This is a genomic window from Streptomyces sp. NPDC008238, from assembly GCF_042956445.1.
GTDB lineage: Bacteria > Actinomycetota > Actinomycetes > Streptomycetales > Streptomycetaceae > Actinacidiphila.
Genome location: NZ_JBIBGK010000015.1, coordinates 119386 through 145308, shown reverse-complemented (window position 1 = coordinate 145308; position 25923 = coordinate 119386). Strand labels below are relative to the sequence as shown.

Below are 25923 nucleotides of genomic sequence, written 5' to 3'. Positions count from 1 at the left end.
CTTCTGCTCGTCGCGTCCGAATGTGAGTACGCCGCCGATCTTCGCGTTCGGCGCGCCCCCCGTCCAGCGACGTTACTGGTTCGCTATGGCCGCGTTCGCGCCGGTAGGCTCGTGGGGCCGCCACGGTGCGGTACGACCTGCCGAGAACGACAGCCGACAGAAGGACGAACGTGCTCATTGCCGGGTTCCCCGCCGGGGCCTGGGGCACCAACTGCTACGTGGTCGCCCCCGCCGCCGGTGAGGAGTGCGTGATCATCGACCCGGGCCACGAAGCGGCCCAGGGCGTCGAGGACACGCTCGCCAAACACCGACTCAAGCCCGTCGCCGTCATCCTCACCCACGGCCATCTCGACCACACGGCCTCGGTCGTCCCGGTCTGCGGGGCCCATGGCGTCCCGGCCTGGATCCACCCCCGGGACCGCTACATGCTGAACGACCCGGAGAAGGCCCTCGGCCGCTCGATCGGCGCGCAGCTGCTCGGTGAACTCACCATCGGCGAGCCCGACGACCTGAAGGTGCTCACCGACGGCAGCACGCTGGAACTCGCCGGTCTCGAGCTGTCCGTGGCGCACGCGCCCGGCCATACCGAGGGGTCGGTGACGTTCAGGCTCCCGGAGACGGCCGAGATCCCCTCGGTGTTCTTCTCCGGCGACCTGCTGTTCGCCGGCTCCGTGGGCCGCACCGATCTGCCCGGCGGTTCCATGGACGAGCTGTACGCGTCGCTGGCCCGTGTGTGCCTGCCGCTCGACGACTCGACCGTGGTGCTGTCCGGCCACGGACCCCAGACGACCATCGGCCGTGAGCGCGCCACCAATCCGTACCTCGCGGAGGTGGCCCGCGGCCTCGGGGGCGACGACCACCCGTCCCCGCCGCGACGAGGAATGTGACGAGAGACCTCCTGTGAGCACCTTCCAGGCCCCCAAGGGCACCTATGACCTCCTGCCGCCCGATTCCGCCGTTTTCCTGGCGGTCCGCGAGGCGTTCGCGGCGCCGCTGCGGCGGGCCGGCTACGGCTACGTCGAGACCCCCGGCTTCGAGCAGGTCGAGCTCTTCTCCCGCGGTGTCGGCGAGTCCACCGACATCGTGACCAAGGAGATGTACACCCTCACCACCAAGGGCGGCACGCAGCTCGCGCTGCGTCCCGAGGGCACCGCCTCCGTGCTGCGCGCCGCGCTGGAGGCCAACCTGCACAAGGCCGGCAACCTGCCGGTCAAGCTCTGGTACTCCGGCTCCTACTACCGCTACGAGCGGCCGCAGGCCGGACGCTACCGGCACTTCTCCCAGGTCGGCGCCGAGGCGATCGGCGCCGAGGACCCGGTGCTGGACGCCGAGTTGATCATCCTGGCCGTGGACGCCTACCGCTCGCTCGGGCTGCGGAACTTCCGCCTGCTGCTGAACTCGCTGGGCGACCGCGAGTGCCGTCCGGTCTACCGCGCCGCCCTCCAGGACTTCCTGCGCGGTCTCGACCTCGACGAGGACACCCGCCGGCGGATCGAGATCAACCCGCTGCGCGTCCTGGACGACAAGCGCGAGAGCGTGCAGAAGCAGCTCGTCGGCGCCCCGATGATGCGCGACCACCTGTGCGAGGCGTGCAAGGCCTACCACGAGCAGGTGCGCGAGCTGCTGACGGCGGCGGGCGTGGAGTTCGAGGACGACCCCAAGCTGGTGCGCGGCCTGGACTACTACACCCGCACCACCTTCGAGTTCGTCCACGGCGGCCTCGGCTCGCAGTCCGCGGTCGGCGGCGGCGGCCGCTACGACGGCCTGTCCGAGATGATCGGCGGCCCCGAGCTGCCGTCGGTGGGCTGGGCGCTGGGCGTGGACCGTACGGTGCTGGCCCTCAAGGCCGAGGGCATCGAGCTGGAACTGCCCGCCGCCACCCAGGTGTTCGCGGTGCCGATGGGCGAGGAGGCACGCCGGGTGCTGTTCGGCGCGGTCACCGGGCTGCGCCGGGCGGGGATCGCCACGGACTTCGCCTTCGGCGGCAAGGGCCTGAAGAACGCGATGAAGTCGGCCAACCGCTCGGGCGCCCGCCTCGCGATCGTCGCGGGCGAACGCGACCTGGCCGAGGGCGTCGTGCAGCTGAAGGACCTGGAGAGCGGCGAGCAGGACGCCGTGCCGCTCGACGGCGTCGTCGCGGCCGTGCGCGAGCGCCTCGCCTGAACCGTACGGGCGGTTCGGCCGGCCGGTGCCCGCACCGGCCGGCCGCACCCCCCGCTGGTCTCGCTCCTGACCACCGGTCAGCCGGGGTTGCCCCGCTCGATCCACCGGGCGATCCGCTCGGGCCCCACCGGCCGCCCGAAGTACCAGCCCTGCCCCCAGTCGCAGCCCAGCGAGCGCAGCCGCCGGGCGTGCTGGGCGCTCTCCACGCCCTCGGCGGTGACCGTGAGCCCGAGCGCGTGCGCCAGCGACACCAGTCCGCCGACGATCCGCCAGCCGACCGGGTCGTCCGTCCCGGCGCGGTGGGGGTCCGTGACGAACGCTCCGGCGATCTTCAGCCCGGAGACCGGCAGGTCCCTGAGGTAGGCGAGGTTCGACCAGCCGGTGCCGAAGTCGTCGACGGCCAGCGAGACCCCGGCGTCGGCGATCGCCTGCAGGGCGCGCAGCGACTCGTCCTCGGGGCCGATCACCGCGCTCTCGGTGATCTCCAGCTCCAGCCGCCCGGGTTCGAGGCCGGTGCTGTCCAGGATCGACGTGACGTCGTGCACCAGGCCCGGGTTGCGGATCTGCCGTACCGCCAGGTTGACGTTGATCTGCGGCGCGGCCTCCCCGTACCGCCGCACCCAGTCGGCCGCCTGCCCCACCGCGCGTTCCAGGATCCACCGGCCCAGTGGCATGATCAGTCCGGTCTCCTCCGCCGTCCCCACGAACTCGTCGGGACCCAGCACCCCGAACTGCGGGTGCCGCCACCGCACCAGGGCCTCCACCGCCACCAGGGAGCCGTCGGCGAGCGAGCACAGCGGCTGGTAGTCGACGAAGAACTCCCCGCGGTCCAGGGCCACCGGCAGCCGAACCGAGATGGCGTAGCGGCTGACGGCGCGCGCGTTGTGCGTGGGGTCGAAGAGCGTCCAGCGGCCCCGGCCCGCCTCCTTGGAGCGGTACAGCGTCAGGTCCGCCGCCCGTACCGCCGCCCCCGGGGTCGTGGCGGCGACCCGCTGCGCCAGCACCCCGACGCTGGCGCCGATCGTCAGCTGGTGGTCGCCCACGAGGAAGGGCCGCGAGAACGTGCTCAGGACGAGCTTGGCGACGGCCACCGCCTCCTGGTCGCCGCGGCACTCCTCCAGCAGCACCACGAACTCGTCCCCGCCGAGCCGGGCCACCAGGTGCCCCAGCGGGGCGAGCGCAGCGTCCAGCCGTTCCGCGACGGCCGTCAGCAGCCGGTCACCGGTCTCGTGACCGAGGCTGTCGTTGACGACCTTGAAGCCGTCGAGGTCGACGTAGCACAGGCCGAAGCGCGCACCGGGCGGCGGCTGTTCGAAGAGGCCCTCCAGCCGCTCGAAGAAGGCGGTGCGGTTGGGCAGCCCGGTCAGCGGGTCGTGGGTGGCCTGGTGGCGCAGTCGTTCCTGCAGGCGGTAGCGGTCGGTGATGTCCTCGACCATCGCCACCTGGTAGCGGGGCTCCCCGTGCTCGTCGCGGATCAGCGAGACCGTCAGGTGCGTCCACACCACCTCGCCGTCGCGCCGGTAGTACGGCTTGTCGCACTGGAACCGCTCGCGGCGCCCCCTGACCAGGTCCTCGTACGCCTCCCACACGCCCGGGGCGTCCTCGGGGTGCACCAGTTCCGTGACCCGGCGGCCCCGCAACTCCTCCGGGCGGGCCCCGAGCAGTTCCCGCAGCGCCTGGTTGAACTGCACGATCGTGCCGTCCACGTCGGCGATGCCGATGCCGATCGCGGCGTGCTCGAACAGCGCGCGGAAGCGGGCCTCCGAGGCGTTCCTGGCCCGCTCGGCGTCCTCCCGGGCCCGGAACGCGGCGCGCTGGATCGCCCCCTGCTCGCGCAGGGTCCGCTCGCGCAGCGCGGCCGCCCAGCCGGAGGCGAAGGCGCCCGCCACGGCCGGCACCCGCCCGGGTCCGGCCGGCTGGACCTGCAGCAGCGCCACGGCGGCCGCCAGGATCTCCGGGTCGGTGAAGTGGGCCTCCACCAGCAGCGTGCCGGCCTGTTCCGCGAGCGCGGTGTCGCACGCGGGCTCGCCCAGCGCCCGCCCCAGCAGACCCGCCGTCGTGTCCGCCACCCGGCGCAGCGTCAGCGGGGGCAGCGCGAGCCCCGGCCCGGAGCGCAGCAGGCGGGCCCAGGCCTCCGCGAAGTCCGGGGCGGGCCCCGCGACGGCCGACGGCGACTCCCTCACGACCGCCGCCCCACACCGGCCAGGCCCGACATCCGTTCGGGATGGGGCCCCACGGACTCCGGGTCCTCCGGCCGCCACTCGGGCAGCCAGACCACCCCGGGCGGCAGCAGCTCCCAGCCGTCGAAGAACGCCGTCACCTCTTCCCTGGTCCGCATGACCAGGGGTGTCGTGGTGCGCCGGGCGTAGAGCTCGGCCAGGGAGTCCGCCTGCTCGGGGCGGCTCTCCCGGGAGGCGTGGGTGAGCACCAGGTGGCTGCCGGGCGGCACGGCGTCGCGCAGCGCGCCCACGATCTTGCCGGGGTCCTCGGCGTCGGTGACGAAGTGGAGCATCGCGACCAGCAGCACGGCCACCGGTTCCCCGGGCGCGAGGAGGCCGGTGACCTCGGGCCGGGAGAGCAGGTCGCCGGTGTCGGTCATGTCGGCCATCACCATGGCGCTCAGCGGGTCGTCCTGGAGCAGCAGCCGGCTGTGCGCCACCGCGATCGGGTCCAGGTCCACGTACACCACGCGCGCCTGCGGCCGGACGGCCCGCGCCAAATCGTGCACGGCGCCGAAGGTCGGGATCCCGGAACCGATGTCCAGGAAGCGGGTGATGCCCAGGGCGGCGAGGTGCTGGACCGTGCGGCGCAGGAAGGCACGGTTGGCGCGCATGATCACCGGCAGGTCGGGCCAGAGCGCCATGGCCTGGCGCGCCATGTCGCGGTCGGCCTCGAAGTTGTGGGACCCGCCCAGGTAGTAGTCGTAGACCCGGGCGGCGTTGGGGGTCTCGACGTCCGTCCCTGCGGGCACCCACTCGGGTCGACGCATGCGGCACCTCTCCCCGTCTGAGCGGATCCTCGGAAGTACGGGTCCACTGAGAATCCTATATGTCTCATGTGTACGCATTTTCGCTGGAGATGGTTCCCGGACTGCGGACCGCGGGGCGATAACACAGAGTGATCGGGGACGTACACAACGCAGTGGAATTCAGCCCTCCCACCCGGCCGTTGTCGCTCGCGCGGGTGACACGGCACCATGGGACCCGGCACTTCCGGCGGGTCCGACGCGTTGGGCAGTGCGGCACATCCCCGACCCACGGAAACGGCGACATGGTGACTACGGCGGTTGACACGGCTCGCACCGAGAGCGGGAGCCAGGAGTCCGCGGACGGACTCATCGGCGCGGGCAAGGCCTTCAGCTGGCTGCTCGTCGTCTGCGGTGCGCTCGGTCTGCTCGCCTCGTGGGTCATCACGATCGACAAGTTCAAGCTGCTGGAGGACCCGAACTTCGTCCCCGGCTGCAGCCTGAACCCGATCATCTCCTGCGGCAACATCATGAAGAGCGAGCAGGCGCACGCCTTCGGCTTCCCCAACCCGATGATCGGCATGGTCGCCTACCCCGTCGTCATCGCCCTCGCCGTGGGGATGTTCGCCGGGGCCCGCTACCGCCGCTGGTTCTGGCTCGGGCTGCAGGCCGGCACGCTCTTCGGCGTCGGCTTCGTGACGTGGCTGCAGTACCAGTCGCTGTACAGCATCGGCTCGCTGTGCCTGTGGTGCTCGCTGGCCTGGGTCGTCACCATCGCGCTGTTCTGGTACACCCTCGTCCACAACCTCAAGCACGAGGTCATCCCGGCCCCGGCCCGGGTCCGCGCCCTGGTCCTGGAGTTCCACTGGGTCGTCCCGGTGCTCTGGTACGGCGTGATCGCGGTGGCGATCCTGGCCCGCTGGTGGACGTACTGGAGCACCCTGATCTGACGGCGGCGCCGACTGTCGGTGCGGTGACATAGGCTTTCTGGCCGTGGAGCCCGACCTGTTCACCGCCGCCGCAGAGGAACGCCAGTCGAGGGAGCCCGGAGGGAGCCCGCTGGCCGTACGGATGCGCCCGCGCACCCTCGACGAGGTCGTGGGGCAGGGCCATCTGCTCCGCCCCGGGTCGCCGTTGCGGCGCCTGGTCGGTGAGGGCGGCGGCGGGCCGGCCGGGCCGTCCTCGGTGATCCTCTGGGGCCCGCCCGGCATCGGCAAGACGACCCTCGCCTACGTCGTCAGCCACGCCACCAACAAGCGCTTCGTCGAGCTGTCGGCGATCACCGCGGGCGTCAAGGAGGTCCGCGCGGTCATCGAGAGCGCCAAGCGCGAGTCCGGCGGGTACGGCCGCGACACCGTGCTCTTCCTGGACGAGATCCACCGGTTCAGCAAGGCCCAGCAGGACTCGCTGCTGCCCGCCGTCGAGAACCGCTGGGTCACCCTGATCGCCGCCACCACCGAGAACCCGTACTTCTCGATCATCTCCCCGCTGCTGTCCCGGTCCCTGCTGCTCACCCTGGAGCCGCTGACCGACGACGACCTGCGCGGCCTGCTGCGCCGCGCGCTCACCGACGAGCGCGGCCTGAAGGGCGCGGTCACGCTGCCCGAGGACACCGAGGAGCACCTGCTGCGGATCGCGGGCGGGGACGCCCGCCGGGCGCTGACGGCGCTGGAGGCGGGCGCGGGCGCGGCCCTGGCGAAGGGCGAGCCGGAGATCTCCCTGGGCACCCTCGAGGAGACCGTCGACCGTGCCGCCGTGAAGTACGACCGCGACGGCGACCAGCACTACGACGTGGCCAGCGCGCTGATCAAGTCCATCCGCGGCTCGGACGTCGACGCCGCCCTGCACTACCTGGCCCGCATGATCGAGGCCGGGGAGGACCCGCGGTTCATCGCCCGCCGGCTGATGATCTCCGCCAGCGAGGACATCGGCCTGGCCGACCCGACCGCGCTGCCCACGGCGGTCGCCGCGGCCCAGGCGGTGGCGATGATCGGCTTCCCCGAGGCCGCGCTGACCCTCAGCCACGCCACGATCGCGCTCGCCCTGGCCCCCAAGTCCAACGCGGCGACGACGGCCATCGGGGCCGCCCTCGCCGACGTGCGCGCGGGCAAGGCCGGCCCGGTCCCCGCCCACCTGCGCGACAGCCACTACAAGGGCGCGGCCAAGCTCGGCCACGGCAAGGGCTACCAGTACCCGCACGACCTGCCGGGTGCCATCGCCGCCCAGCAGTACGCACCGGACGAGATCCACGGCCGGCGCTACTACGAGCCGACCCGCTACGGGGCCGAGGCCCGCTACGCCGACGTGCTGGAGCGCGTCAGGGAACGTCTGGCGGGGGAGTAGCGCGCGGCCCGCGTACGGCCTCGCGGCGCTCCCGCGCGACCGGTCAGCGCCCCTGCCCGGCCGCCGCCTCCTCGGCGGCGTCGAAGAGCGCGTGCATCGCCCGGTGCAGGTCGGCGTGGCCCCGTACGGGCTCGGGGAACTCGAAGCGGGCGTCGAAGACGCCGTCCGCGCCGCTGAAGCGCACCCGCAGCCCGAAGCGGTCCAGGGCGAGCGGCACCGCGGTGGCCGGCGTGCGGCAGGCACCGGCGTCACCGGCGAGCGCGCACAGCCAGCCCACCTGGTCGGCGTGGGCGGCCGCCAGGTGCTGCAGCAGCTCGGCCTCGTGGTCGACGAGCGGGTCGGGGCGGGCGGCGGCGAACTCGTCCGGCTCCACCTGCTCCGCGCCCCACAGGTCGTCCAGCGACGCCTCCCCGACCTCCAGCCGCAGCCGCACCTTCCCGGCCGGGGCCGGCAGGTCGCCCGCGACGGTGATCCAGCCCGCGATCCAGGCGCGGCCGCGGATGCGTCCGGGCACCGCGACCGGGGCGACGTCAGTGATGTCGAGCACAGCGGTGAGGTCGTCGTCCTCGGCGTGGGTCGCGGCCCTCACGGCGGGCGATTCCGCGGGGAACAGCAGGAAGAGGTCGCCGTCGGTGCCCACGATCCGTTCCTCGGGGACCATGAGCTCGGGGAGGTCGGGGACCAGGCCGGGAATCACCAGGATGGCGGAGGCGGTACTCTGTACGAGAGTTCGTGTGCGCTCGGCTGCTGACGGCAGTCGGGCGATTTCATGCCCGCTGGGACGCGGCTGACCATGAGCTGATCGGACCCCCGTCAAGTCGGCGCCCGCGATGGCGTCGGCGGCGCCCTGTGCGGCGTCCGTTACGTCCGTGATGCGCGTGGTGTTCCCTGGGCGAGACATGCGATCTCCTTCGCTAAGGTAAGGCTTACCTAACTTACATGGAGGTCTGGGAAACGTGAACCAGTCGCGTCCCAAGGTCAAGAAGTCGCGCGCCCTCGGCATCGCCCTGACGCCGAAGGCCGTCAAGTACTTCGAGGCCCGTCCCTACCCGCCGGGCGAGCACGGCCGTGGCCGCAAGCAGAACAGTGACTACAAGGTCCGACTGCTGGAGAAGCAGCGTCTGCGCGCGCAGTACGACATCTCCGAGCGCCAGATGGCCCGCGCCTACGACCGCGCCCGCAAGGTCAGCGGCAAGACCGGCGAGGCCCTGATCGTCGAGCTCGAGCGCCGCCTGGACGCCCTCGTCCTGCGCGCCGGCCTGGCCCGCACCATCTACCAGGCCCGCCAGATGGTCGTCCACGGCCACATCGAGGTCAACGGCCACAAGGTCGACAAGCCGTCCTTCCGCGTCACCCCCGACGACGTCGTGATGGTCCGCGAGCGCTCCCGCGCCAAGACCCCGTTCCAGGTCGCCCGTGAGGGCGGCTGGGCCGGCGAGGGCGAGACCCCGAAGTACCTGCAGGTCAACCTGCAGGCGCTGGCCTTCCGCCTGGACCGTCTGCCGAACCGTCGTGAGGTCCCCGTGATCTGCGACGAGCAGCTCGTCGTCGAGTACTACGCTCGCTGACGCCTGCCGCACCCGGCACGCGCACGCACGTCAGCCCCGGTCTCCCGCCCTCGCGGCGGGGCACCGGGGCTTTCGCGTACCCGGGGGCTCCCCGGCCCGCGGCGCTCAGTCCTGGGCGGACCGGCCGAGCGGCGCGCCGGCGTGCAGCGGGCCGGCGGGCGGGACCGGGCCGTGCGGCGTCCGTCGCCCGGGGCGCGTCGGGGGCAGTCCGGCCAGGGCCCTGGCGACCGCGGCGTCGAGGTCCAGCGCACCGCCCTCGGCGTACGCCGCCTCGTAGCCGGCCCGGCCCAGCTCGGCGCGGGCCAGTTCCTCGCAGCGCTGGTGGGGGATGCCGAAGTGGCGTGAGCCGAAGACCGGGAGCCCGACCAGCCGCCAGATGCCGCCCGCCGCGCCCTGCAGCACCGCCGCCTCCCGGGCGTCCCCAGGGACCCGCAGCAGGGCGAGCAGTTCGATGCCGAGCACGATGCCCACCATGTCGCGGAAGGTGTGGTTGATCCGCACGCACTCGGCCGCGAGCTCGGCGGCGAGCACGGGGTCCTCCTGCCACCAGGCGATGACCGCCCGCGTGTAGAGCGCGTACGCCAGCGCCCAGCGCTCCCCGTGGTCCTCGCAGACCTCGCGGATGTGGTCGCACAGCTCGATCCCGCCCTCCAGGTCGCCGTCGAAGGCCACGGCCATCGCCAGCTCGACCTCGGCCATGATCACGTTGCTGTTGAGCTCGCCCAGCGTCCGGTAGTGGCCCAGCGCCTCCTCGAACAGCGCCCTGGCCCGCGGCAGGTCGTCGCTGAGCAGCGCGCCGCACCCCATGCGGTGCACCGCGTACGCCACCGCCGTCGCGTCTCCGGTGGCCAGCGCCTGCTCGCGGCACTCGTAGAGCATGCCGAGCGCCGCGGTGCCGTCGCCCTGGAGGATCGAGACGTAACCGCACACCCACAGTGCCTTGGCCCGCTGCCCGGTGGGCTCGTGGTCGGCCGCCAGCGCGCGCTCCAGCCAGTAGCGGCCCTCGGCGAGCCGGCCGCAGCCGACCCAGAAGAACCACAGGCTCGCCGCCAGGTACTGCCCGGTCCGCAGTTCCTCGGGGACCTCGAGGGAGAACTCCAGCGCGGCCCGCAGGTTGGGCAGTTCGCGCTCGGTGCCGGCCGAGATCTCATCCTGCCGCGCGCCGAACCACTCCATCTCGCCCCAGGTGGCGAAGCCCAGGTACCAGTCGCGGTGCCGGGTCCGCAGCCGCCGCTCCTCGCCCAGCCCGCGCAGCCAGCCCAACCCGTACTCGCGCACGGTGTCCAGCAGCAGGTAGCGCACCACGCCCGCGACCTCGCGGCGCAGCACCACCGACTTGTCCACGAGGTCCGCCAGCAGGTCCACCACGGCCTCGGCGGACACCTCGCCGCCCGCGCACACGTACTCCGCCGCTTCGAGGTCGAAGTCCCCGGCGAACACCGACAGCCGTGCCCACAGCAGCCGTTCGTGCGGGGTGCACAACTCGTGGCTCCACCCGATCGTCGTTCGCAGCGCGCGGTGCCGCTCGGGACCGCCGGTGCCGCCGCGCCGAGTGAGCAACCGGAAGCGGTCGTCCAGCCGTCCGGTCATCTGCCGCACCGACAGCGCCCGCACACGGCCCGCCGCCAGTTCCAGTGCCAGCGGGATGCCGTCCAGGCGGCGGCACAGTTCCTCGACCTCGGCCCGGTTCCCCGCGTCCACGGTGAAGCCCGGCAGCGCCGCGGCCGCCCGGTCGGCGAACAGCTCCACCGCCTCGTCGGCGTCGGCCAGCGGTTCCAGCGCCACGATGTGCTCGCCGGGCACCCCCAGCGGCTGCCGGCTGGTGGCCAGCACCCGCAGGTCCGGTGCCGTGCGCAGCAGCGCGTCGGCCAGTTCGGCCGCCGCCTCGACCTGTCCCTCGCAGCAGTCCAGGACGAGCAGCAGTTCGCGGCGGGCCAGGAAGGCGCCGAGTACGGCCCGCGGACTGCGCGTGGTGTGGTCGGTGAGGCCGAGCGCGTGTGCCACGGCGAGGTCCACCAGCCCCGGGTCCCGTACGGCCCCGAGCCCGGCCAGCCGGACCCCGTCGGCGAACCCGGCGCGCAGACCGGCCGCCGCGCGCAGCGCGAGCCGGGTCTTGCCGACCCCGCCCACGCCGGTCACCGTCACCATCCGGGCCCGTTCCAGCAGGCGGGCCACGTCGTCGAGCTCGCGCCGCCGGCCGACGAAGTGGTTCAGCTCGCACGGCAGCTCGCCGGGCGTCGTCTCATGGCGCATGGGTCACGGAGGGTATCGTCAAATAAGCGGAACGTACAATCCAGGCCCGTGGCCAGGGGGCGGTCGCGGGCGGCACCGGCCCGCAACGCGGTACGGAGCGTGCTGCCCGTCGCGATAAGGTCGGTATCTGTATCGGTACCTGGTTGGCGCGGTGGATCCGAGGGAGTGGCAACGTGTCCGGTGGAGAGGTGGCCGGCCTCATCGTGGCCGTCTTCTGGGCGATCCTGGTGTCGTTCCTCGCCGTGGCACTCGTACGGCTCGCCCAGGCGCTCCGTCAGGCCACCCGCCTGGTGGCGGAGGTGACCGACCAGGCCGTCCCGCTGCTCGGCGACGCTTCCGCGGCGGTCCGCGAGGCGCACGCCCAGCTGGCCCGCGTGGACACCATCACCTCCGACGTCGCCGAGGTGACCGCCAACGCCTCCGCCCTGTCCACGACCGTCGCCTCCACCTTCGGAGGCCCCCTCGTGAAGGTCGCGGCCTTCGGCTACGGCGTGCGGCGTGCGGTCACCCTCCAGACCAAGGGCGCCGGCAAGAAGCGCACCGTGGTCGTCGGCCGGACGCTCCCATCCGCCCGCAGCCGTAAACCAAGGGGCTGACCCGCATGTTCCGTCGTGCCTTCTGGTTCACCGCCGGTGCCGCCGCCGGGGTGTGGGCCACCAACAAGGTCCATCGCAAGATCCGCAGCCTGACTCCCGAGAGCCTCGCGGCGAAGGCGGCCGACAAGGCCCTGGAGGCCGGGGACCGGCTGCGCACCTTCGCGCAGGACGTCCGCGCCGGCATGGCCGAGCGCGAGGGCCAGCTCAACGACGCACTGGGCCGCACGGCCCCCGACCTCGACATGCCGGCCCCGCGGCCGGCGATCTCGTACCACCACCGGAAGGACGAACACTGATGGAGTCGGCAGAAATCCGCCGCCGCTGGCTGCGTTTCTTCGAGGAGCGCGGGCACACCGTCGTGCCCTCGGCGTCGCTCATCGCCGACGACCCGACGCTCCTTCTGGTGCCCGCGGGCATGGTCCCGTTCAAGCCCTACTTCCTGGGCGAGGTCAAGCCGCCCTTCCCGCGCGCCACCAGCGTGCAGAAGTGCGTCCGCACGCCCGACATCGAAGAGGTCGGCAAGACCACGCGCCACGGCACCTTCTTCCAGATGTGCGGCAACTTCTCCTTCGGCGACTACTTCAAGGAAGGCGCCATCAAGTTCGCCTGGGAGCTGCTCACCAGCTCCGTGGCGGACGGCGGTTACGGCCTCGACCCCGAGCGGCTGTGGATCACGGTCTACAAGGACGACGACGAGGCCGAGCAGATCTGGCGCGACGTCGTGGGCGTGCCCGCCGAGCGCATCCAGCGCCTGGGCATGAAGGACAACTTCTGGTCCATGGGCGTCCCCGGCCCCTGCGGCCCCTGCTCCGAGATCAACTACGACCGCGGCCCCGAGTTCGGCGTCGAGGGCGGCCCGGCCGTCAACGACGAGCGGTACGTGGAGATCTGGAACCTGGTCTTCATGCAGTACGAGCGCGGGGAGGGCAGCGGCAAGGAGGAGTTCCCGATCCTCGGCGACCTGCCCGCCAAGAACATCGACACCGGCCTCGGTCTCGAGCGTCTCGCCATGATCCTGCAGGACGTGCAGAACATGTACGAGACCGACACCCTGCGGGCCGTCATCGACAAGGCCACCGAACTCACCGGCGTCGCCTACGGTGCCGCCCACGAGTCCGACGTCTCGCTGCGCGTCGTCGCCGACCACATGCGCACCTCCGTCATGCTCATCGGCGACGGCGTCACCCCCGGCAACGAGGGCCGCGGCTACGTGCTGCGCCGCATCATGCGCCGCGCCATCCGCAACATGCGGCTGCTCGGCGCCACGGACGCGGTGGTCGGCGACCTCGTGGACACCGTCATCAAGACGATGGGCCAGCAGTACCCGGAGCTCGTCGAGGACCGCAAGCGCATCGAGACGGTCGCCCTCGCCGAGGAGTCCCGCTTCCTCAAGACGCTGAAGGCCGGCACCAATGTGCTGGACACCGCCGTCACCGAGGCCAAGTCCGCCGGTTCCGGCGTGCTCTCCGGCGACAAGGCCTTCCTGCTCCACGACACCTGGGGCTTCCCGATCGACCTCACCCTCGAAATGGCCGCGGAGCAGGGCCTCTCGGTGGACGAGGACGGCTTCCGCCGCCTGATGAAGGAGCAGCGGGACCGCGCCAAGGCGGACGCCCTGGTGAAGAAGAGCGGCCATGTCGACATGTCGGCGTACCGCTCCATCGCCGACGCGGCCGGCAGCACCGTCTTCACCGGCTACACCGACAACGAGGGCGAGGCCAGCGTCGTCGGCCTGCTGGTCGACGGCGTGCCGTCGCCGGCCGCCAACGAGGGCGACGAGGTCGAGGTCATCCTCGACCGCACCCCCTTCTACGCCGAGGGCGGCGGCCAGCTCGCCGACACCGGCCGCATCCGCACCGACTCCGGCGCCGTCATCGAGGTCCGCGACGTGCAGCAGCCCGTGCCGGGCGTGACCGTGCACAAGGGCAGCGTCCAGGTCGGCGAGGTGACGGTCGGCTCCGGCGTCCTCGCCAGGATCGACCTCGGCCGCCGCCGGGCCATCGCCCGCGCCCACAGCGCCACCCACCTCACCCACCAGGCGCTGCGCGACGCCCTCGGCCCCACGGCCGCCCAGGCCGGTTCCGAGAACTCCCCGGGCCGCTTCCGCTTCGACTTCGGCTCGCCGGCCGCCGTGCCGGGCAGCGTCCTGACGGACGTCGAGCAGAAGATCAACGCCGTGCTCGCCCGTGAGCTGGACGTCACGGCCGAGATCATGAGCATCGACGAGGCCAAGAAGGCGGGCGCCATCGCCGAGTTCGGCGAGAAGTACGGCGAGCGGGTGCGCGTCGTGACGATCGGCGACTACTCCAAGGAGCTCTGCGGCGGCACGCACGTCCACAACACCGCCCAGCTGGGTCTGGTGAAGCTGCTCGGCGAGTCCTCGATCGGTTCCGGCGTGCGCCGGGTCGAGGCCCTGGTCGGCGTGGACGCGTACAACTTCCTCGCCCGCGAGCACACGGTCGTCGCCCAGCTCCAGCAGCTGGTCAAGGGCCGTCCGGAGGAGCTCCCGGAGAAGATCTCCGGCATGCTCGCCAAGCTCAAGGAGGCCGAGAAGGAGATCGAGCGCTTCCGCGCCGAGAAGGTCCTGCAGGCCGCTGCCGGGCTCGCCGACTCCGCCCAGGACGTCAAGGGCGTGGCCCTGGTCACCGGCCAGGTCCCGGACGGAACCGGCGCCGACGACCTGCGCAAGCTCGTGCTGGACGTCCGCCAGCGGATCGGCGGCGGCCGCGCGGCCGTCGTGGCCCTGTTCGCCGTCGCGGGCGACCGCCCGCTGACCGTCATCGCCACCAACGAGGCGGCGCGTGAGCGCGGCCTGAAGGCCGGCGAGCTGGTCCGTGCCGCCGCCAAGACCCTCGGTGGCGGCGGTGGCGGCAAGCCGGACGTCGCCCAGGGCGGAGGCCAGAACGCGGACGCGGTCGGCGAGGCCGTCGCCGCCGTGCAGCGACTGGTCGCCGAGACGGTCTGAGGCCGGCGATGCGCAGGGGTCGCAGGATCGCGATCGACGTCGGGGACGCCCGCATCGGGGTCGCCTCGTGCGACCCCGACGGGCTGATCGCCACACCCGTCGAGACGGTGCCCGGCCGGGACGTCCCGGCCGCGCGCCGCCGCATCGCGGAGATCGTCGAGGAGTACGAGCCGATCGAGGTGCTGGTCGGCCTGCCCCGCTCGCTCAACGGGCGGGAGGGGCAGGCCGCGGCCAAGGCCCGCGGCTTCGCCGAGGATGTGGCGAAGATCATCTCCCCCGTCCCGGTGCGCCTGGTGGACGAGCGGATGACGACCGTCACGGCGACGCAGGGCCTGCGCGCATCGGGCGTCAAGGCGAAGAAGGGACGTTCCGTCGTCGACCAGGCGGCGGCCGTGGTCATCCTGCAGAGCGCGCTCGAGACCGAACGGGTGTCTGGTAAAGAGCCGGGCGAGAGCGTCGAACCGTTTATCTGATCGCGGTACGGTAACGTTCCGCGCAGCACGGCGGCTCCACTGCTGAATCCGTGGTGCCGACGGACCGGGACCGTCCCGCCCGCGCCATCAGCGCCGGCCTGCTGCCGCCTCGCGAACCGAACCGTAGGGGATCGATGACTGACTATGGCCGGAGCCCTGGCTCCGAAGCATGGCACCCCGAAGACCCTCTCTTCGGCGACCAGTGGGCACAGCAGCAGCATTCCGGGCAACAACAGCACCAGCAGCAACAGCAGTATTCCCAGTACCAGCAGCAGCAACCCCAGCATCAGCAGCAAGCCCAGCACCAACAGCACCAGCAGAACCCGCAGTACCAGCAGCAGGCCGGCTGGGACCCCTACGGCAACACCGGTCAGCAGCAGCAGTACCCGTACGACCCCCAACAGCAGCAGTACGACTCCTGGGGCGCCCCGGCGGGCTACGGCCACGACGGCTACGGCGGCCAGCAGCAGCCCGACTACTACGGGCAGGGCGGTTACCCGCCCCCGCAGCGGCCCGACCAGCGCTACCCGGAGCAGCAGCCCCAGTACCAGCAGCAGCCGCCGCAACAACAGCCGCCGCAGCAACAACAGCCACAGCAGTTGCAGCAGCCGCAGCAGCGCCCCCAGCGCTCCCGTCCCGCAGAGCAGGACGCCCCGCTCTGGGACGACGAGGCGGGTGCCGCCGACGACCACTCCTTCTTCTCCGGCGCGGACGACGACGAGGACGACGAGCCGCAGCCGGCCCGCAGCGAGCGGCGCGGCCGCTCGGGCAAGGGCGGCAGCGCCGGGAAGGGCGGCAAGAAGCGCCGCTCGGGCATGGCGTGCCTGGTCGTGCTGGTCGTCCTCGGCGGTGGCGTCGCCGGCATCGGCTGGTTCGGCTACCGCTACTACCAGAGCAACTTCGGCCCGCCGCCGGACTTCGCGGGCAAGGGCAGCGGCGAGGTCCAGGTCGAGATCCCGCAGGGCGCGACCGGCATCCAGATCGGCAACATCCTCAAGAAGGCCGGCGTGGTCAAGAGCGTCGACGCCTTCACGGCCGCCGTCAGCAAGGACCCGGAGGGCAACTCCATCCAGGCGGGCGTCTACGTCCTGCACAAGGAGATGGCCGCGTCCAGCGCCGTCACGATGATGCTCGACCCGAAGTCGCAGAACGTCCTGGTCATCGCCGAGGGCCTGCGCGACGTGCAGATCTACGCGATCGTCGACGCCAAGCTGGGGCTCGACAAGGGCACCACCGCCAAGGTCGCCAAGGACCAGGCCGGCAAGCTCGGGCTGCCCGACTGGGCGAACGACAGCGACGACATCAAGGATCCGCTGGAGGGCTTCCTCTGGCCGACCCGGTACAGCGTCGGCAAGGACACCAAGCCCGTCGACCTGCTGCGCAGCATGGTCGCCAACTCCAAGAAGCAGTACGCCAAGTACGACGTCGAGGCGAAGGCCGAGAAGCTGGGGTTGGAGTCGCCGCTGCAGGTCGTCACCCTGGCCAGCCTGGTGCAGGCCGAGGGCAAGTCCTCCGAGGACTTCAGGAAGATGTCGCGGGTCGTCTACAACCGCCTCAAGCCGACCAACACCGAGACCAACGGCAAGCTCGAGTTCGACTCGACGTACAACTACCTGAAGAACCAGAGCGAGATCAACCTCTCGCTCAAGGAGCTCCGCACCTACGACGACCCCTACAACACGTACTACTACCGGGGGCTCCCGCCGGGACCGATCGGCAACCCCGGCGCGAAGGCGCTGGCCGCGGCCATGGACCCCGAACCGGGCAAGTGGTACTACTTCATCTCCCTCGACGGGCACAAGACCGAGTTCACGGAGACGCTCGCCGAGCACGACAAGCTCGCCAGGGAGTTCGACAGGAAGCACAACGGCTGAGACGCCACCACTGAGACGCCGCCACCGGGGCGCCGCACGGAGAACCACCCGTGCGGCGCCCCGTGCTGTCCGGCCCCCGGCCGATCTTGAGGCCGTAGACTCGACCGCCGGCCGACACCGGCCCACGAGACCGCCGGACGACACGGAGCCGAGGGGACCAGCCCATGACGAACAGCCCGCGGGGGGACGCGCGTGCCTAGGGCCGCGGTCCTCGGATCGCCGATCGCCCACTCCCTCTCTCCGGTGCTGCACCGCGCCGCCTACGCGGGTCTGGGCCTGGCCGACTGGACGTACGACCGCTACGAGGTCGACGAGGCCGCGCTGCCCGGCTTCCTGGACGGGCTGGCCGGCCTGCCGGGCGGCGGACGCTGGGCCGGGCTGTCGCTGACCATGCCGCTCAAGCGGGCGGTCATCCCGCTGCTGGACGAGGTCAGCGACACCGCCTCCGCCGTCGAGGCCGTCAACACGCTGGTCCTCACCGCGGACGGACGCCGCGTGGGCGACAACACCGACATCCCCGGGATGGTGGCGGCGCTGCGCGAGCGCGGCGTCGGACGCGTCGGCTCCGCCGCCGTCCTCGGTGCCGGGGCGACCGCCTCCTCCGCGCTGGCCGCGCTGGCGCAGATCTGCGACGGCGAGGTCACCGCGTACGTGCGCAGCGACACCCGCGCCGGCGAGATGCGGCAGTGGGGCGAGCGGCTCGGCGTGGCGGTGCGGACGGCCGCCTGGGAGGACGCCGCCGAGGCGCTTTCGGCGCCCCTGGTGATCTCCACGACGCCGGCCGGCACCGCCGACGGGCTGGCCGCCGCCGTCCCGGAGCGGCCCGGCACCCTCTTCGACGTGCTGTACGACCCCTGGCCCACCGCCCTGGCGTCCGCCTGGGCGGGCCGCGGCGGGTCCGTCGTCGGGGGGCTGGACCTGCTGGTGCACCAGGCGGTGCTGCAGGTGGAGCTGATGACCGGCCGCGGACCGGCCCCGCTGGCGGCCATGCGGGCGGCCGGCGAGGCGGCGCTGCACCGCTCCTGACCGGGCCGGAGGTGTCCACGGAGCTGTCCGCCCAGCGGACCGCGCCCCGGCTCCGCCGCCGGACGTGAAAGGATCGGTTTACGCACGGATGGTCCGGTCCGCCTCGCCGCGGCCCGGGCGATGATGAAGGAGCGAGCACCGTTGAGCAGGTTGCGCTGGCTGACAGCGGGGGAGTCGCACGGCCCCGCACTCGTCGCGACGCTGGAGGGTCTGCCCTCCGGCGTGCCGATCACCACCGAGATGGTGGCGGACCACCTCGCCCGGCGGCGGCTCGGCTACGGCCGCGGTGCCCGGATGAAGTTCGAGCAGGACCAGGTCACCTTCCTCGGCGGGGTGCGCCACGGGCTCACCCTCGGCTCCCCGGTCGCGGTCATGGTCGGGAACACCGAGTGGCCCAAGTGGGAGCAGGTCATGGCGGCCGACCCGGTGGACCCCGAGATCCTCGCCGGGCTCGCCCGCAACGCCCCGCTGACCCGGCCGCGCCCCGGCCACGCCGACCTCGCCGGCATGCAGAAGTACGGCTTCGACGAGGCCCGGCCGGTCCTGGAGCGGGCGTCCGCCCGTGAGACCGCCGCGCGGGTCGCGCTCGGCGCCGTGGCCCGCTCCTACCTCAAGGAGACGGCCGGCATCGAGATCGTCTCCCACGTCGTGGAGCTCGCCGCGGCCAAGGCCCCGTACGGCGTGTACCCCACCCCGGCCGACGTCGAGCGGCTCGACGCCGACCCCGTGCGCTGCCTGGACGCCGACGCGAGCAAGCGGATGGTCGCCGAGATCGACCAGGCCCACAAGGACGGCGACACCCTCGGCGGGGTCGTCGAGGTGCTCGCCTACGGCGTGCCCGTCGGCCTCGGCAGCCACGTGCACTGGGACCGCCGGCTGGACGCCCGGCTGGCCGCCGCCCTCATGAGCATCCAGGCCATCAAGGGCGTCGAGGTCGGCGACGGCTTCGAGCTCGCCCGCGTGCCCGGCTCCAAGGCGCACGACGAGATCGTCTCCACCGAGGACGGCATCCGCCGCTCCACCGGCCGCTCCGGCGGCACCGAGGGCGGCCTGAGCACCGGAGAGCTGCTGCGGGTGCGGGCCGCGATGAAGCCCATCGCCACCGTGCCGCGCGCCCTGGCCACCGTGGACGTGACCACCGGCGAGGCCACCGCGGCCCACCACCAGCGCTCCGACGTCTGCGCCGTCCCGGCCGCGGGCATCGTCGCCGAGGCGATGGTGGCCCTGGTGCTGGCCGACGCGGTCGCCGAGAAGTTCGGCGGCGACAGCGTCACCGAGACCCGCCGCAACGTGCGCGGCTACCTCGACAACCTGGTGATCCGATGAGCGGCCCGGTCGTCGTCCTGGTAGGCCCCATGGGGGTCGGCAAGACCACCGTCGGCGAGCTGCTCGCCCAGCGGCTCGGCACCACCTGCCGGGACACCGACGCCGACATCGTCGAGGCCGAGGGCCGGCCGATCGCGGACATCTTCGTCGAGGACGGCGAGGAGCACTTCCGCGCGCTGGAGGCGGCGGCCGTCCGCTCCGCGCTCGCCGAGCACCCGGGCGTGCTCGCGCTCGGCGGCGGGGCGATCCTCGACGCGGACACCCGCGGGCTGCTCGCCGGGCTGCCCGTGGTCTTCCTCGACATGGACGTCGCCGAGGCCGTCAAGCGCGTCGGGCTCGACACCGCCCGCCCGCTGCTCGCCGTCAACCCGCGGCGGCAGTGGCGCGAGCTGATGGACGCCCGCCGCCCGCTGTACACCGAGGTCGCCCGCGCCGTGGTCGGCACGGAGGGCCGGACCCCCGAGGACGTCGCGGACGCCGTCCTGGACGCACTGGAGCTGAAGAACGCATGACGGAGCACGCCGCACACGCCCCCATCCGCATCCGGGTCGGGGGCAGTGAGGGCACCGAGCCGTACGAGGTGCTGGTCGGCCGGCAGCTGCTCGGCGAACTGCCCGGCCTGATCGGCGACAAGGCGGCACGGGTCGCCGTCATCCACCCCGAGGCGCTGGAGGCCACCGGCCAGGCGCTCCGCGAGGACCTGGCGGAACAGGGCTACGAGGCCGTCGCCATCCAGGTGCCCAACGCCGAGGAGGCCAAGACCACCGAGGTCGCGGCCTATTGCTGGCGGGCGCTCGGCCAGTCGGGATTCACCCGTACGGATGTCATCGTCGGAGTCGGCGGCGGTGCCACCACCGACCTCGCCGGGTTCGTCGCCGCGACCTGGCTGCGCGGGGTCCGCTGGGTCGCCGTGCCGACCACCGTGCTCGGCATGGTGGACGCCGCGGTCGGCGGCAAGACCGGCATCAACACCGCCGAGGGCAAGAACCTCGTCGGCGCCTTCCACCCGCCCGCCGGGGTGCTCTGCGACCTCGCGGCGCTGGAGTCGCTGGCGGTCAACGACTACGTCAGCGGTCTCGCCGAGATCATCAAGGCCGGCTTCATCGCCGACCCCGTCATCCTCGACCTGATCGAGCAGGACCCGGCCGCCGCCCGCGGCCCCGGCGGGCCGCACACCGCCGAGCTCATCGAGCGCGCCGTCCGCGTCAAGGCCGAGGTGGTCTCCGCCGACCTCAAGGAGTCGGGCCTGCGCGAGATCCTCAACTACGGCCACACCCTCGGCCACGCCATCGAGAAGAACGAGCGCTACAACTGGCGGCACGGCGCGGCCGTCTCCATCGGCATGGTCTTCGCCGCCGAACTCGGCCGCCTCGCGGGGCGGCTGGACGACGCCACCGCCGACCGCCACCGCTCCGTCCTGGAGTCCGTCGGACTCCCGCTGACCTACCGCGGCGACCAGTGGCCCCGGCTGCTGGAGACGATGAAGGTGGACAAGAAGTCCCGCGCCGACCGGCTGCGCTTCATCGTCCTGGACGGCCTCGCCAAGCCGACCGTGCTGGAGGCCCCCGACCCCGGGGTGCTGCTCGCCGCGTACGCGGAGATCTCCAAGTAGCCGGCCTCGTACGCGTTCACCGATTCCGAACGGCCGGGCACCCCTGGGGCTGCCCGGCCGTTCACACAACTGCGGCCGTTGACGGTACCGTTCGGTCGAACCTGAAAGCTCTTGTACGGACGGAGTGGCCTCGATGCAGCATGCCGTGGGTGCGCCGCTGCCACCGCCGCACGGTGGGCAGCAGGCCGGGCAGCCAGGGCCGCCGCCGCAGCCCCCGGGCACCACCGGCCACTTCCCGATGGCCCAGGGAGCCCCCGTACAGCACCCCGTCCAGCCGCCCCCGCAGTCCGCCGGCAGCGGCGGCGCCCCGCTCCCGCGCACCACGCACGGCCCCGTCGCGGTCCTGCTGATCGGCGCGGCGGGCGCCGGCAAGACGACCATCGCCCGGCACTGGGCCGACCACCGGGGTGTGCCGACCGCCCACGTCAGCCTGGACGACGTCCGCGAATGGGTCCGCTCCGGCTTCGCCGACCCGCAGTCCGGCTGGAACGACAACTCCGAGGCGCAGTACCGTCTCGCCCGCCGCACCTGCGGTTTCGCGGCCCGCAACTTCCTGGCGAACGGCATCTCCTGCATCATCGACGACGCGGTCTTCCCCGACCGCCCGGTCGTCGGCCTCGGCGGCTGGAAGCGCCACGTGGGCCCCGGTCTGCTGCCCGTCGTCCTCCTCCCCGGCCTCGACATCGTGCTGGCCCGCAACGCCCAGCGCAGCGGGAACCGGCGGCTCACGGACGAGGAGGTCGCCCGCATCCACGGCCGCATGGCCGGCTGGTACGGCTCCGGGCTGCCCATCATCGACAACTCCCACCTCGACGTGGCCGCCGCGGCCGCCGCGCTCGACAGCGTCGTCACCCGCAGCCTCCAGGGCGCGCCCGCCTGGTAGCCGCCACCCGGCAGCTCTCGACAGGCCGAGCGGCGGCACGCGACGTACGCTCGCCACATGTCCGAGGTGCACGCTGCCCGCAGGGAACGCCTCCGGGACCGGTGCGCGGCGGCCGGATCGGCGGCGGCGCTCGTCTCCCGTCCCGCCAACGTCCGCTACCTGACGGGCTGCGCCCCGCCGGGGACGGTGCTGCTGGTGGGGCCGGGTCCCGAGGACGTACTGGTCCACCACCGCCATCCCTCCGGAGACCTGGCCGAGGGCCGGCTCCCCGACGACGTGCGGGGTGTCGTCCTGTCCGGCCCCGAGGGCGATCCGGCGGTCACGGCCGCCGCGCTGGCCGCGGACCGCAAGGCGGAGGCCCTGGCGCTGGAGGAGCACCACCTCACCGTGGCGCGGCACCGCGCCGTGGGCGGCGCGGCCCCCGGGGTGCGGCTGTCCGACCTCGGCTCGGCCGTGGAACAGCTCCGGCTGGTCAAGGACGAGCAGGAGATCTCCGCGCTGCGGATCGCCGCCGAGATCGCCGACCAGGCGCTCAGCGAACTCCTGGAGTCGATCCTGGTGGGCCGCACCGAACGGCACCTCGCCCTGGAGCTGGAGCGACGTCTCATCGACCACGGGGCCGACGGCCCGGCCTTCCCCACCTGCGTGGGCACCGGCCCCCATTCGGGTGCCGCGCGCCACCTGCCCACCGACCGGCGCGTCGAGGAGGGCGACTTCCTCACCGTCTGCCTGGGCGCCTGCTACCGCGGCTACCGCTGCGAGGTGGGGCGCACCTTCGTCATCGGCACCACGCCGGCGGACTGGCAGATCGAGCTGTACGACCTGGTCTTCACCGCCCAGCGGGCCGGCCGGGAGGCCCTCGCACCCGGCGCGGCCTGCCGCGACGTGGACCACGCGGCGCGCCACGTGCTGGAGTCCGGCGGCCACGGCGAGGCGCTGGGGGAGACCACCGGACACGGGGTCGGACTGGAGATCGGCGAGGACCCTCGGTTGTCCCCCTCGGCCATGGGTAAACTGGACGCTTGCGTGCCGGTCACCGTCGAACCGGGAGTCCACATCCCGGGCCGCGGCGGTGTCCGCATCGACGACACACTCGTCGTGCGTCCACCGACGGACGGCGGGCCCGAGCTACTCACCATCACGACCAAGGAGCTGCTCGCCCTGTAAGAGGGCGGTCCGCGGCTCCGGGTCCCCGAAGCAGCAGTGCAGGAGATTCCGCAACCGTGGCCACCACGAACGACCTCAAGAACGGCCTCGTGCTCAAGCTCGACGGCGGCCAGCTCTGGTCCGTCGTCGAGTTCCAGCACGTCAAGCCCGGCAAGGGCCCCGCCTTCGTCCGTACGAAGCTCAAGAACGTGCTCTCCGGAAAGGTCGTCGACAAGACCTTCAACGCCGGCGTGAAGGTCGAGACGGCCAACGTCGACAAGCGCGGGATGCAGTTCTCCTACAAGGACGGCGAGAGCTTCGTGTTCATGGACATGGACACGTTCGACCAGGTCTACATCACCCCCGAGGTCGTCGGCGACGCCGCCCACTTCCTCCTGGAGGGCTTCGAGGCCGTCGTCGCCATGTACGAGGGCGCGCCGCTCTACATCGAGCTCCCGGCCGCCGTCGAGCTGGTCATCCAGTACACCGAGCCCGGCGTCCAGGGCGACCGCTCCACCGGTGGCACCAAGCCCGCCAAGCTGGAGACCGGCTACGAGATCGGCGTCCCGCTCTTCATCACCACCGGTGAGAAGATCAAGGTCGACACCCGCTCGGGTGAGTACCTCGGCCGGGTGACCAGCTAACCGTGGCCGCTCGTAACAAGGCCCGCAAGCGCGCCTTCCAGATCCTCTTCGAGGCGGAGCAGCGGGGTGTCAGCCCCAAGACCGCCATGGCGGACTGGATCAGGCTCGCCCGGACCGACGACCGGCAGCCGCCGGTCAGCGAATACACGATGCAGCTCGTCGAGGGCTACGCCGAACGGGCGCGGCGCATCGACGAACTGCTGTCGAAGCACGCCGTGGGCTGGACCCTCGACCGCATGCCGGTGACCGACCGGAACATCCTGCGGCTCGGCGCCTACGAGCTGATCTGGGAGGACGACGTCCCCGACGCCGTCGTCCTGGACGAGGCCGTGCAGCTGGCCAAGGAGTTCTCCACGGACGAGTCGCCCTCGTTCGTCAACGGTCTGCTGGCCCGCCTCAAGGAGCTGAAGCCCTCCCTCCGGGAGGAGTAGGCCGCATCACGCTCACCGGGCCCGGAACGCACCGCGTTCCGGGCCCGTGGCGTTTCCCCGGCCCCGCCGGGGGTGGCGCAGCCCGTTCCGGGGCCGGAAACACAACCGCCCCTCGGACGCGGCCTGGCGGCCGCGCCCAAGGGGCGGGACGTTTCTGCTTCCCGAGGGCGTCAGCCCTCCTCGTGCTGCACCGCGCGCCGTGCGTCCGCGTCGAGGACGCCCCAGCTGATCAGCTGCTCGGTCAGGACCGAGGGCGACTGGTCGTAGATGACGGCGAGGGTGCGCAGGTCGTCCTGGCGGATCGACAGCACCTTGCCGTTGTAGTCGCCACGCTGGCTCTGGATGGTGGCGGCGTAGCGCTGCAGCGGACCGGCCTTGTCGGAGGGCACCTGGCTCAGCCGCTCGAGGTCGAGGACGAGCTTCGGCGGCGGCTCGGCGGCGCCGCCGGGCGCGGAACCGGGCAGCAGCTCCTGGACCGGAACGCCGTAGAAGTCGGCGAGCTCGGCGAGGCGCTGCACGGTCACGGCGCGGTCGCCGCGCTCGTAGGAACCGACCACCACGGCCTTCCAGCGGCCCTGGGACTTCTCCTCGACGCCGTGGAGGGAGAGTCCCTGCTGCGTGCGGATGGCGCGGAGCTTTGCTCCGAGCTGCTTGGCGTAATCGCTGGACATATGGCTCCCCGGACGGAAACTCAGTAACTCACTGTGAGGTTACGCAGCGTAATTGGAATCCGTCAAGCCGAATGGTCCACACCGGTCCCCCGGAAGAGCGAGGAATGGCCGGTCACCGGCCTTTCAGCCGGGATCCGCGGTCGATCGTGGTACGGGCGGCCGTCCCGCCCCGAGAGCCGCGCCAGGCGGCCGCCAGGCCCCGCCACGGAGCGCGCCAGGGTGCCTGATACGGTGGAGCCGTACGTTTTGGCGTCCTTTAAGGCCCGTCCCGTGAGGCGGGGAAGGAGGTCCTTTCTCCATGACCACCATCGGTTCCGATCCGGCCCGGTCCGTCCTCGAGGCCCCGGACATCGCGCGGGTCCTCACCCGCATCGCCCACGAGATCGTCGAACGCGCCAAGGGCGCCGACGACGTGGTGCTGCTCGGCATCCCGACCCGCGGGGTCCACCTGGCCCGCAGGCTCGGCGACAAGCTGGACGAGATCACCGGCGGCAAGCTCCCGGTCGGTTCGCTCGACATCACCATGTACCGCGACGACCTGCGGCTGCGTCCGGCGCGCGCCCTCGCCCGCACCGACATCCCGGCCGACGGGGTGGACGGCCGGCTGGTCGTCCTCGTCGACGACGTGCTCTTCTCCGGCCGCACCATCCGCGCCGCCCTCGACGCGCTCGGCGACATCGGCCGCCCCCGCGCCGTGCAGCTGGCCGTCCTCGTCGACCGCGGCCACCGCGAGCTGCCCATCAGGGCCGACTACGTCGGCAAGAACATCCCCACCTCGCTGCGCGAGACCGTCAAGGTCCACCTGACCGAGGAGGACGGGCGCGACTGCGTCCTGCTCGGCGTACGCGACGGCTCCCCGGCGGACGAGTAGCGCCCGCGCCGCCCCGGCTCCCGGGGCAGCGCCCTGCCCGCCCGTCCCCGCCCCCGGCCTGCCCGGGAGACGTGGCGTGCCGCCGCCCAGTCCGCCCCCGCACGCATCCTCCG

Annotated in this window: 24 protein-coding genes; 19 read left to right on the top strand and 5 right to left on the bottom strand. The window is 72.5% G+C overall.

Annotation, left to right across the window (positions count from 1 at the left end):
* The first annotated feature begins 170 nt into the window (after window positions 1-170).
* Together ACFZAU_RS27040 and hisS are read left to right on the top strand one after the other, a co-directional pair.
* Complete coding sequence (locus ACFZAU_RS27040) at window positions 171-887, top strand: MBL fold metallo-hydrolase (protein WP_499603365.1); 717 nt, start codon at window positions 171-173, stop codon at window positions 885-887.
* A 13-nt stretch (window positions 888-900) separates the two neighbouring features.
* Window positions 901-2163 (top strand): histidine--tRNA ligase, encoded by a 1263-nt coding sequence (gene hisS, locus ACFZAU_RS27035; protein WP_500554308.1) that lies wholly within the window; start codon window positions 901-903, stop codon window positions 2161-2163.
* 77 nt (window positions 2164-2240) lie between these two features.
* On the opposite strand, the gene ACFZAU_RS27030 is transcribed toward hisS, so the two are convergent.
* Window positions 2241-4346, bottom strand: a complete 2106-nt coding sequence (locus tag ACFZAU_RS27030) for a putative bifunctional diguanylate cyclase/phosphodiesterase (protein WP_500554307.1) — start codon at window positions 4344-4346, stop codon at window positions 2241-2243.
* Window positions 4343-5152, bottom strand: coding sequence for an SAM-dependent methyltransferase (locus ACFZAU_RS27025; protein ID WP_500554306.1), 810 nt, complete (start codon window positions 5150-5152; stop codon window positions 4343-4345). Before ACFZAU_RS27025 ends, ACFZAU_RS27030 begins: the two co-directional genes overlap by 4 nt.
* A gap of 281 nt (window positions 5153-5433) precedes the next feature.
* Between ACFZAU_RS27025 and ACFZAU_RS27020 the strand changes: the two genes are divergently transcribed.
* Both ACFZAU_RS27020 and ACFZAU_RS27015 read left to right on the top strand, forming a co-directional pair.
* Complete coding sequence (locus tag ACFZAU_RS27020) at window positions 5434-6078, top strand: vitamin K epoxide reductase family protein (protein ID WP_500554305.1); 645 nt, start codon at window positions 5434-5436, stop codon at window positions 6076-6078.
* 43 nt (window positions 6079-6121) lie between these two features.
* Window positions 6122-7471: a replication-associated recombination protein A gene (locus ACFZAU_RS27015; RefSeq protein WP_431960594.1), complete on the top strand. Its 1350-nt coding sequence runs from the start codon at window positions 6122-6124 to the stop codon at window positions 7469-7471.
* 43 nt (window positions 7472-7514) lie between these two features.
* Here ACFZAU_RS27015 and ACFZAU_RS27010 read toward each other — a convergent pair whose 3' ends face one another.
* The gene (locus ACFZAU_RS27010; RefSeq protein WP_500554334.1) at window positions 7515-8228 is read right to left on the bottom strand and encodes a DUF2470 domain-containing protein; all 714 of its coding nucleotides are present in this window, start codon (window positions 8226-8228) and stop codon (window positions 7515-7517) included.
* A gap of 199 nt (window positions 8229-8427) precedes the next feature.
* Between ACFZAU_RS27010 and rpsD the strand changes: the two genes are divergently transcribed.
* Window positions 8428-9039 carry a 30S ribosomal protein S4 gene (gene rpsD / locus ACFZAU_RS27005; protein WP_018564200.1) on the top strand — a complete coding sequence of 204 codons (612 nt, stop codon included), beginning with the start codon at window positions 8428-8430 and terminating at the stop codon, window positions 9037-9039.
* A gap of 105 nt (window positions 9040-9144) precedes the next feature.
* Here the strand turns inward: rpsD and ACFZAU_RS27000 are convergent, their stop codons facing one another.
* The gene (locus tag ACFZAU_RS27000; RefSeq protein WP_500554304.1) at window positions 9145-11292 is read right to left on the bottom strand and encodes an ATP-binding protein; all 2148 of its coding nucleotides are present in this window, start codon (window positions 11290-11292) and stop codon (window positions 9145-9147) included.
* 173 nt (window positions 11293-11465) lie between these two features.
* On the opposite strand from ACFZAU_RS27000, the gene ACFZAU_RS26995 reads away from it, so the two are divergent.
* From ACFZAU_RS26995 to nusB, 13 genes are all read left to right on the top strand, one after another.
* On the top strand, window positions 11466-11888 hold the full coding sequence (locus ACFZAU_RS26995) for a DUF948 domain-containing protein (RefSeq protein WP_499603359.1): 423 nt from the start codon (window positions 11466-11468) through the stop codon (window positions 11886-11888).
* 5 nt (window positions 11889-11893) lie between these two features.
* On the top strand, window positions 11894-12184 hold the full coding sequence (locus ACFZAU_RS26990) for a DUF6167 family protein (protein ID WP_499603358.1): 291 nt from the start codon (window positions 11894-11896) through the stop codon (window positions 12182-12184).
* On the top strand, window positions 12184-14853 hold the full coding sequence (gene alaS / locus ACFZAU_RS26985; RefSeq protein ID WP_500554303.1) for an alanine--tRNA ligase: 2670 nt from the start codon (window positions 12184-12186) through the stop codon (window positions 14851-14853). Before ACFZAU_RS26990 ends, alaS begins: the two co-directional genes overlap by 1 nt.
* Before the next feature lie 8 nt (window positions 14854-14861).
* Window positions 14862-15326, top strand: coding sequence for a Holliday junction resolvase RuvX (ruvX, locus tag ACFZAU_RS26980; RefSeq protein ID WP_500554302.1), 465 nt, complete (start codon window positions 14862-14864; stop codon window positions 15324-15326).
* A 134-nt stretch (window positions 15327-15460) separates the two neighbouring features.
* Window positions 15461-17200 (top strand): endolytic transglycosylase MltG, encoded by a 1740-nt coding sequence (gene mltG, locus ACFZAU_RS26975; RefSeq protein WP_500554301.1) that lies wholly within the window; start codon window positions 15461-15463, stop codon window positions 17198-17200.
* Window positions 17201-17392: 192 nt separating this feature from the next.
* The gene (locus ACFZAU_RS26970; RefSeq protein WP_500554300.1) at window positions 17393-18226 is read left to right on the top strand and encodes a shikimate dehydrogenase; all 834 of its coding nucleotides are present in this window, start codon (window positions 17393-17395) and stop codon (window positions 18224-18226) included.
* Window positions 18227-18367: 141 nt separating this feature from the next.
* Window positions 18368-19552: a chorismate synthase gene (aroC, locus tag ACFZAU_RS26965; protein WP_500554299.1), complete on the top strand. Its 1185-nt coding sequence runs from the start codon at window positions 18368-18370 to the stop codon at window positions 19550-19552.
* A complete protein-coding gene (locus ACFZAU_RS26960; protein WP_499603352.1) occupies window positions 19549-20064 on the top strand; it encodes a shikimate kinase in 516 nt (171 codons plus the stop codon). The genes aroC and ACFZAU_RS26960 overlap by 4 nt, the downstream gene beginning before the upstream one ends.
* On the top strand, window positions 20061-21164 hold the full coding sequence (gene aroB / locus ACFZAU_RS26955; protein WP_499603351.1) for a 3-dehydroquinate synthase: 1104 nt from the start codon (window positions 20061-20063) through the stop codon (window positions 21162-21164). Before ACFZAU_RS26960 ends, aroB begins: the two co-directional genes overlap by 4 nt.
* Before the next feature lie 133 nt (window positions 21165-21297).
* Window positions 21298-22047, top strand: coding sequence for an AAA family ATPase (locus ACFZAU_RS26950; RefSeq protein WP_500465586.1), 750 nt, complete (start codon window positions 21298-21300; stop codon window positions 22045-22047).
* Between the two features lie 57 nt (window positions 22048-22104).
* The gene (locus ACFZAU_RS26945) at window positions 22105-23214 is read left to right on the top strand and encodes a M24 family metallopeptidase (RefSeq protein WP_499603349.1); all 1110 of its coding nucleotides are present in this window, start codon (window positions 22105-22107) and stop codon (window positions 23212-23214) included.
* A gap of 56 nt (window positions 23215-23270) precedes the next feature.
* On the top strand, window positions 23271-23837 hold the full coding sequence (efp, locus tag ACFZAU_RS26940) for an elongation factor P (RefSeq protein WP_500554298.1): 567 nt from the start codon (window positions 23271-23273) through the stop codon (window positions 23835-23837).
* 2 nt (window positions 23838-23839) lie between these two features.
* Window positions 23840-24268, top strand: coding sequence for a transcription antitermination factor NusB (nusB, locus tag ACFZAU_RS26935; protein WP_499603347.1), 429 nt, complete (start codon window positions 23840-23842; stop codon window positions 24266-24268).
* A gap of 170 nt (window positions 24269-24438) precedes the next feature.
* Here the strand turns inward: nusB and bldD are convergent, their stop codons facing one another.
* Window positions 24439-24939 (bottom strand): transcriptional regulator BldD, encoded by a 501-nt coding sequence (gene bldD / locus ACFZAU_RS26930; protein ID WP_018564185.1) that lies wholly within the window; start codon window positions 24937-24939, stop codon window positions 24439-24441.
* 298 nt (window positions 24940-25237) lie between these two features.
* Here bldD and pyrR point away from each other — a divergent pair, with 298 nt between their 5' ends.
* Window positions 25238-25810, top strand: coding sequence for a bifunctional pyr operon transcriptional regulator/uracil phosphoribosyltransferase PyrR (pyrR, locus tag ACFZAU_RS26925; protein ID WP_499603346.1), 573 nt, complete (start codon window positions 25238-25240; stop codon window positions 25808-25810).
* The last annotated feature ends 113 nt before the right edge of the window (window positions 25811-25923 follow it).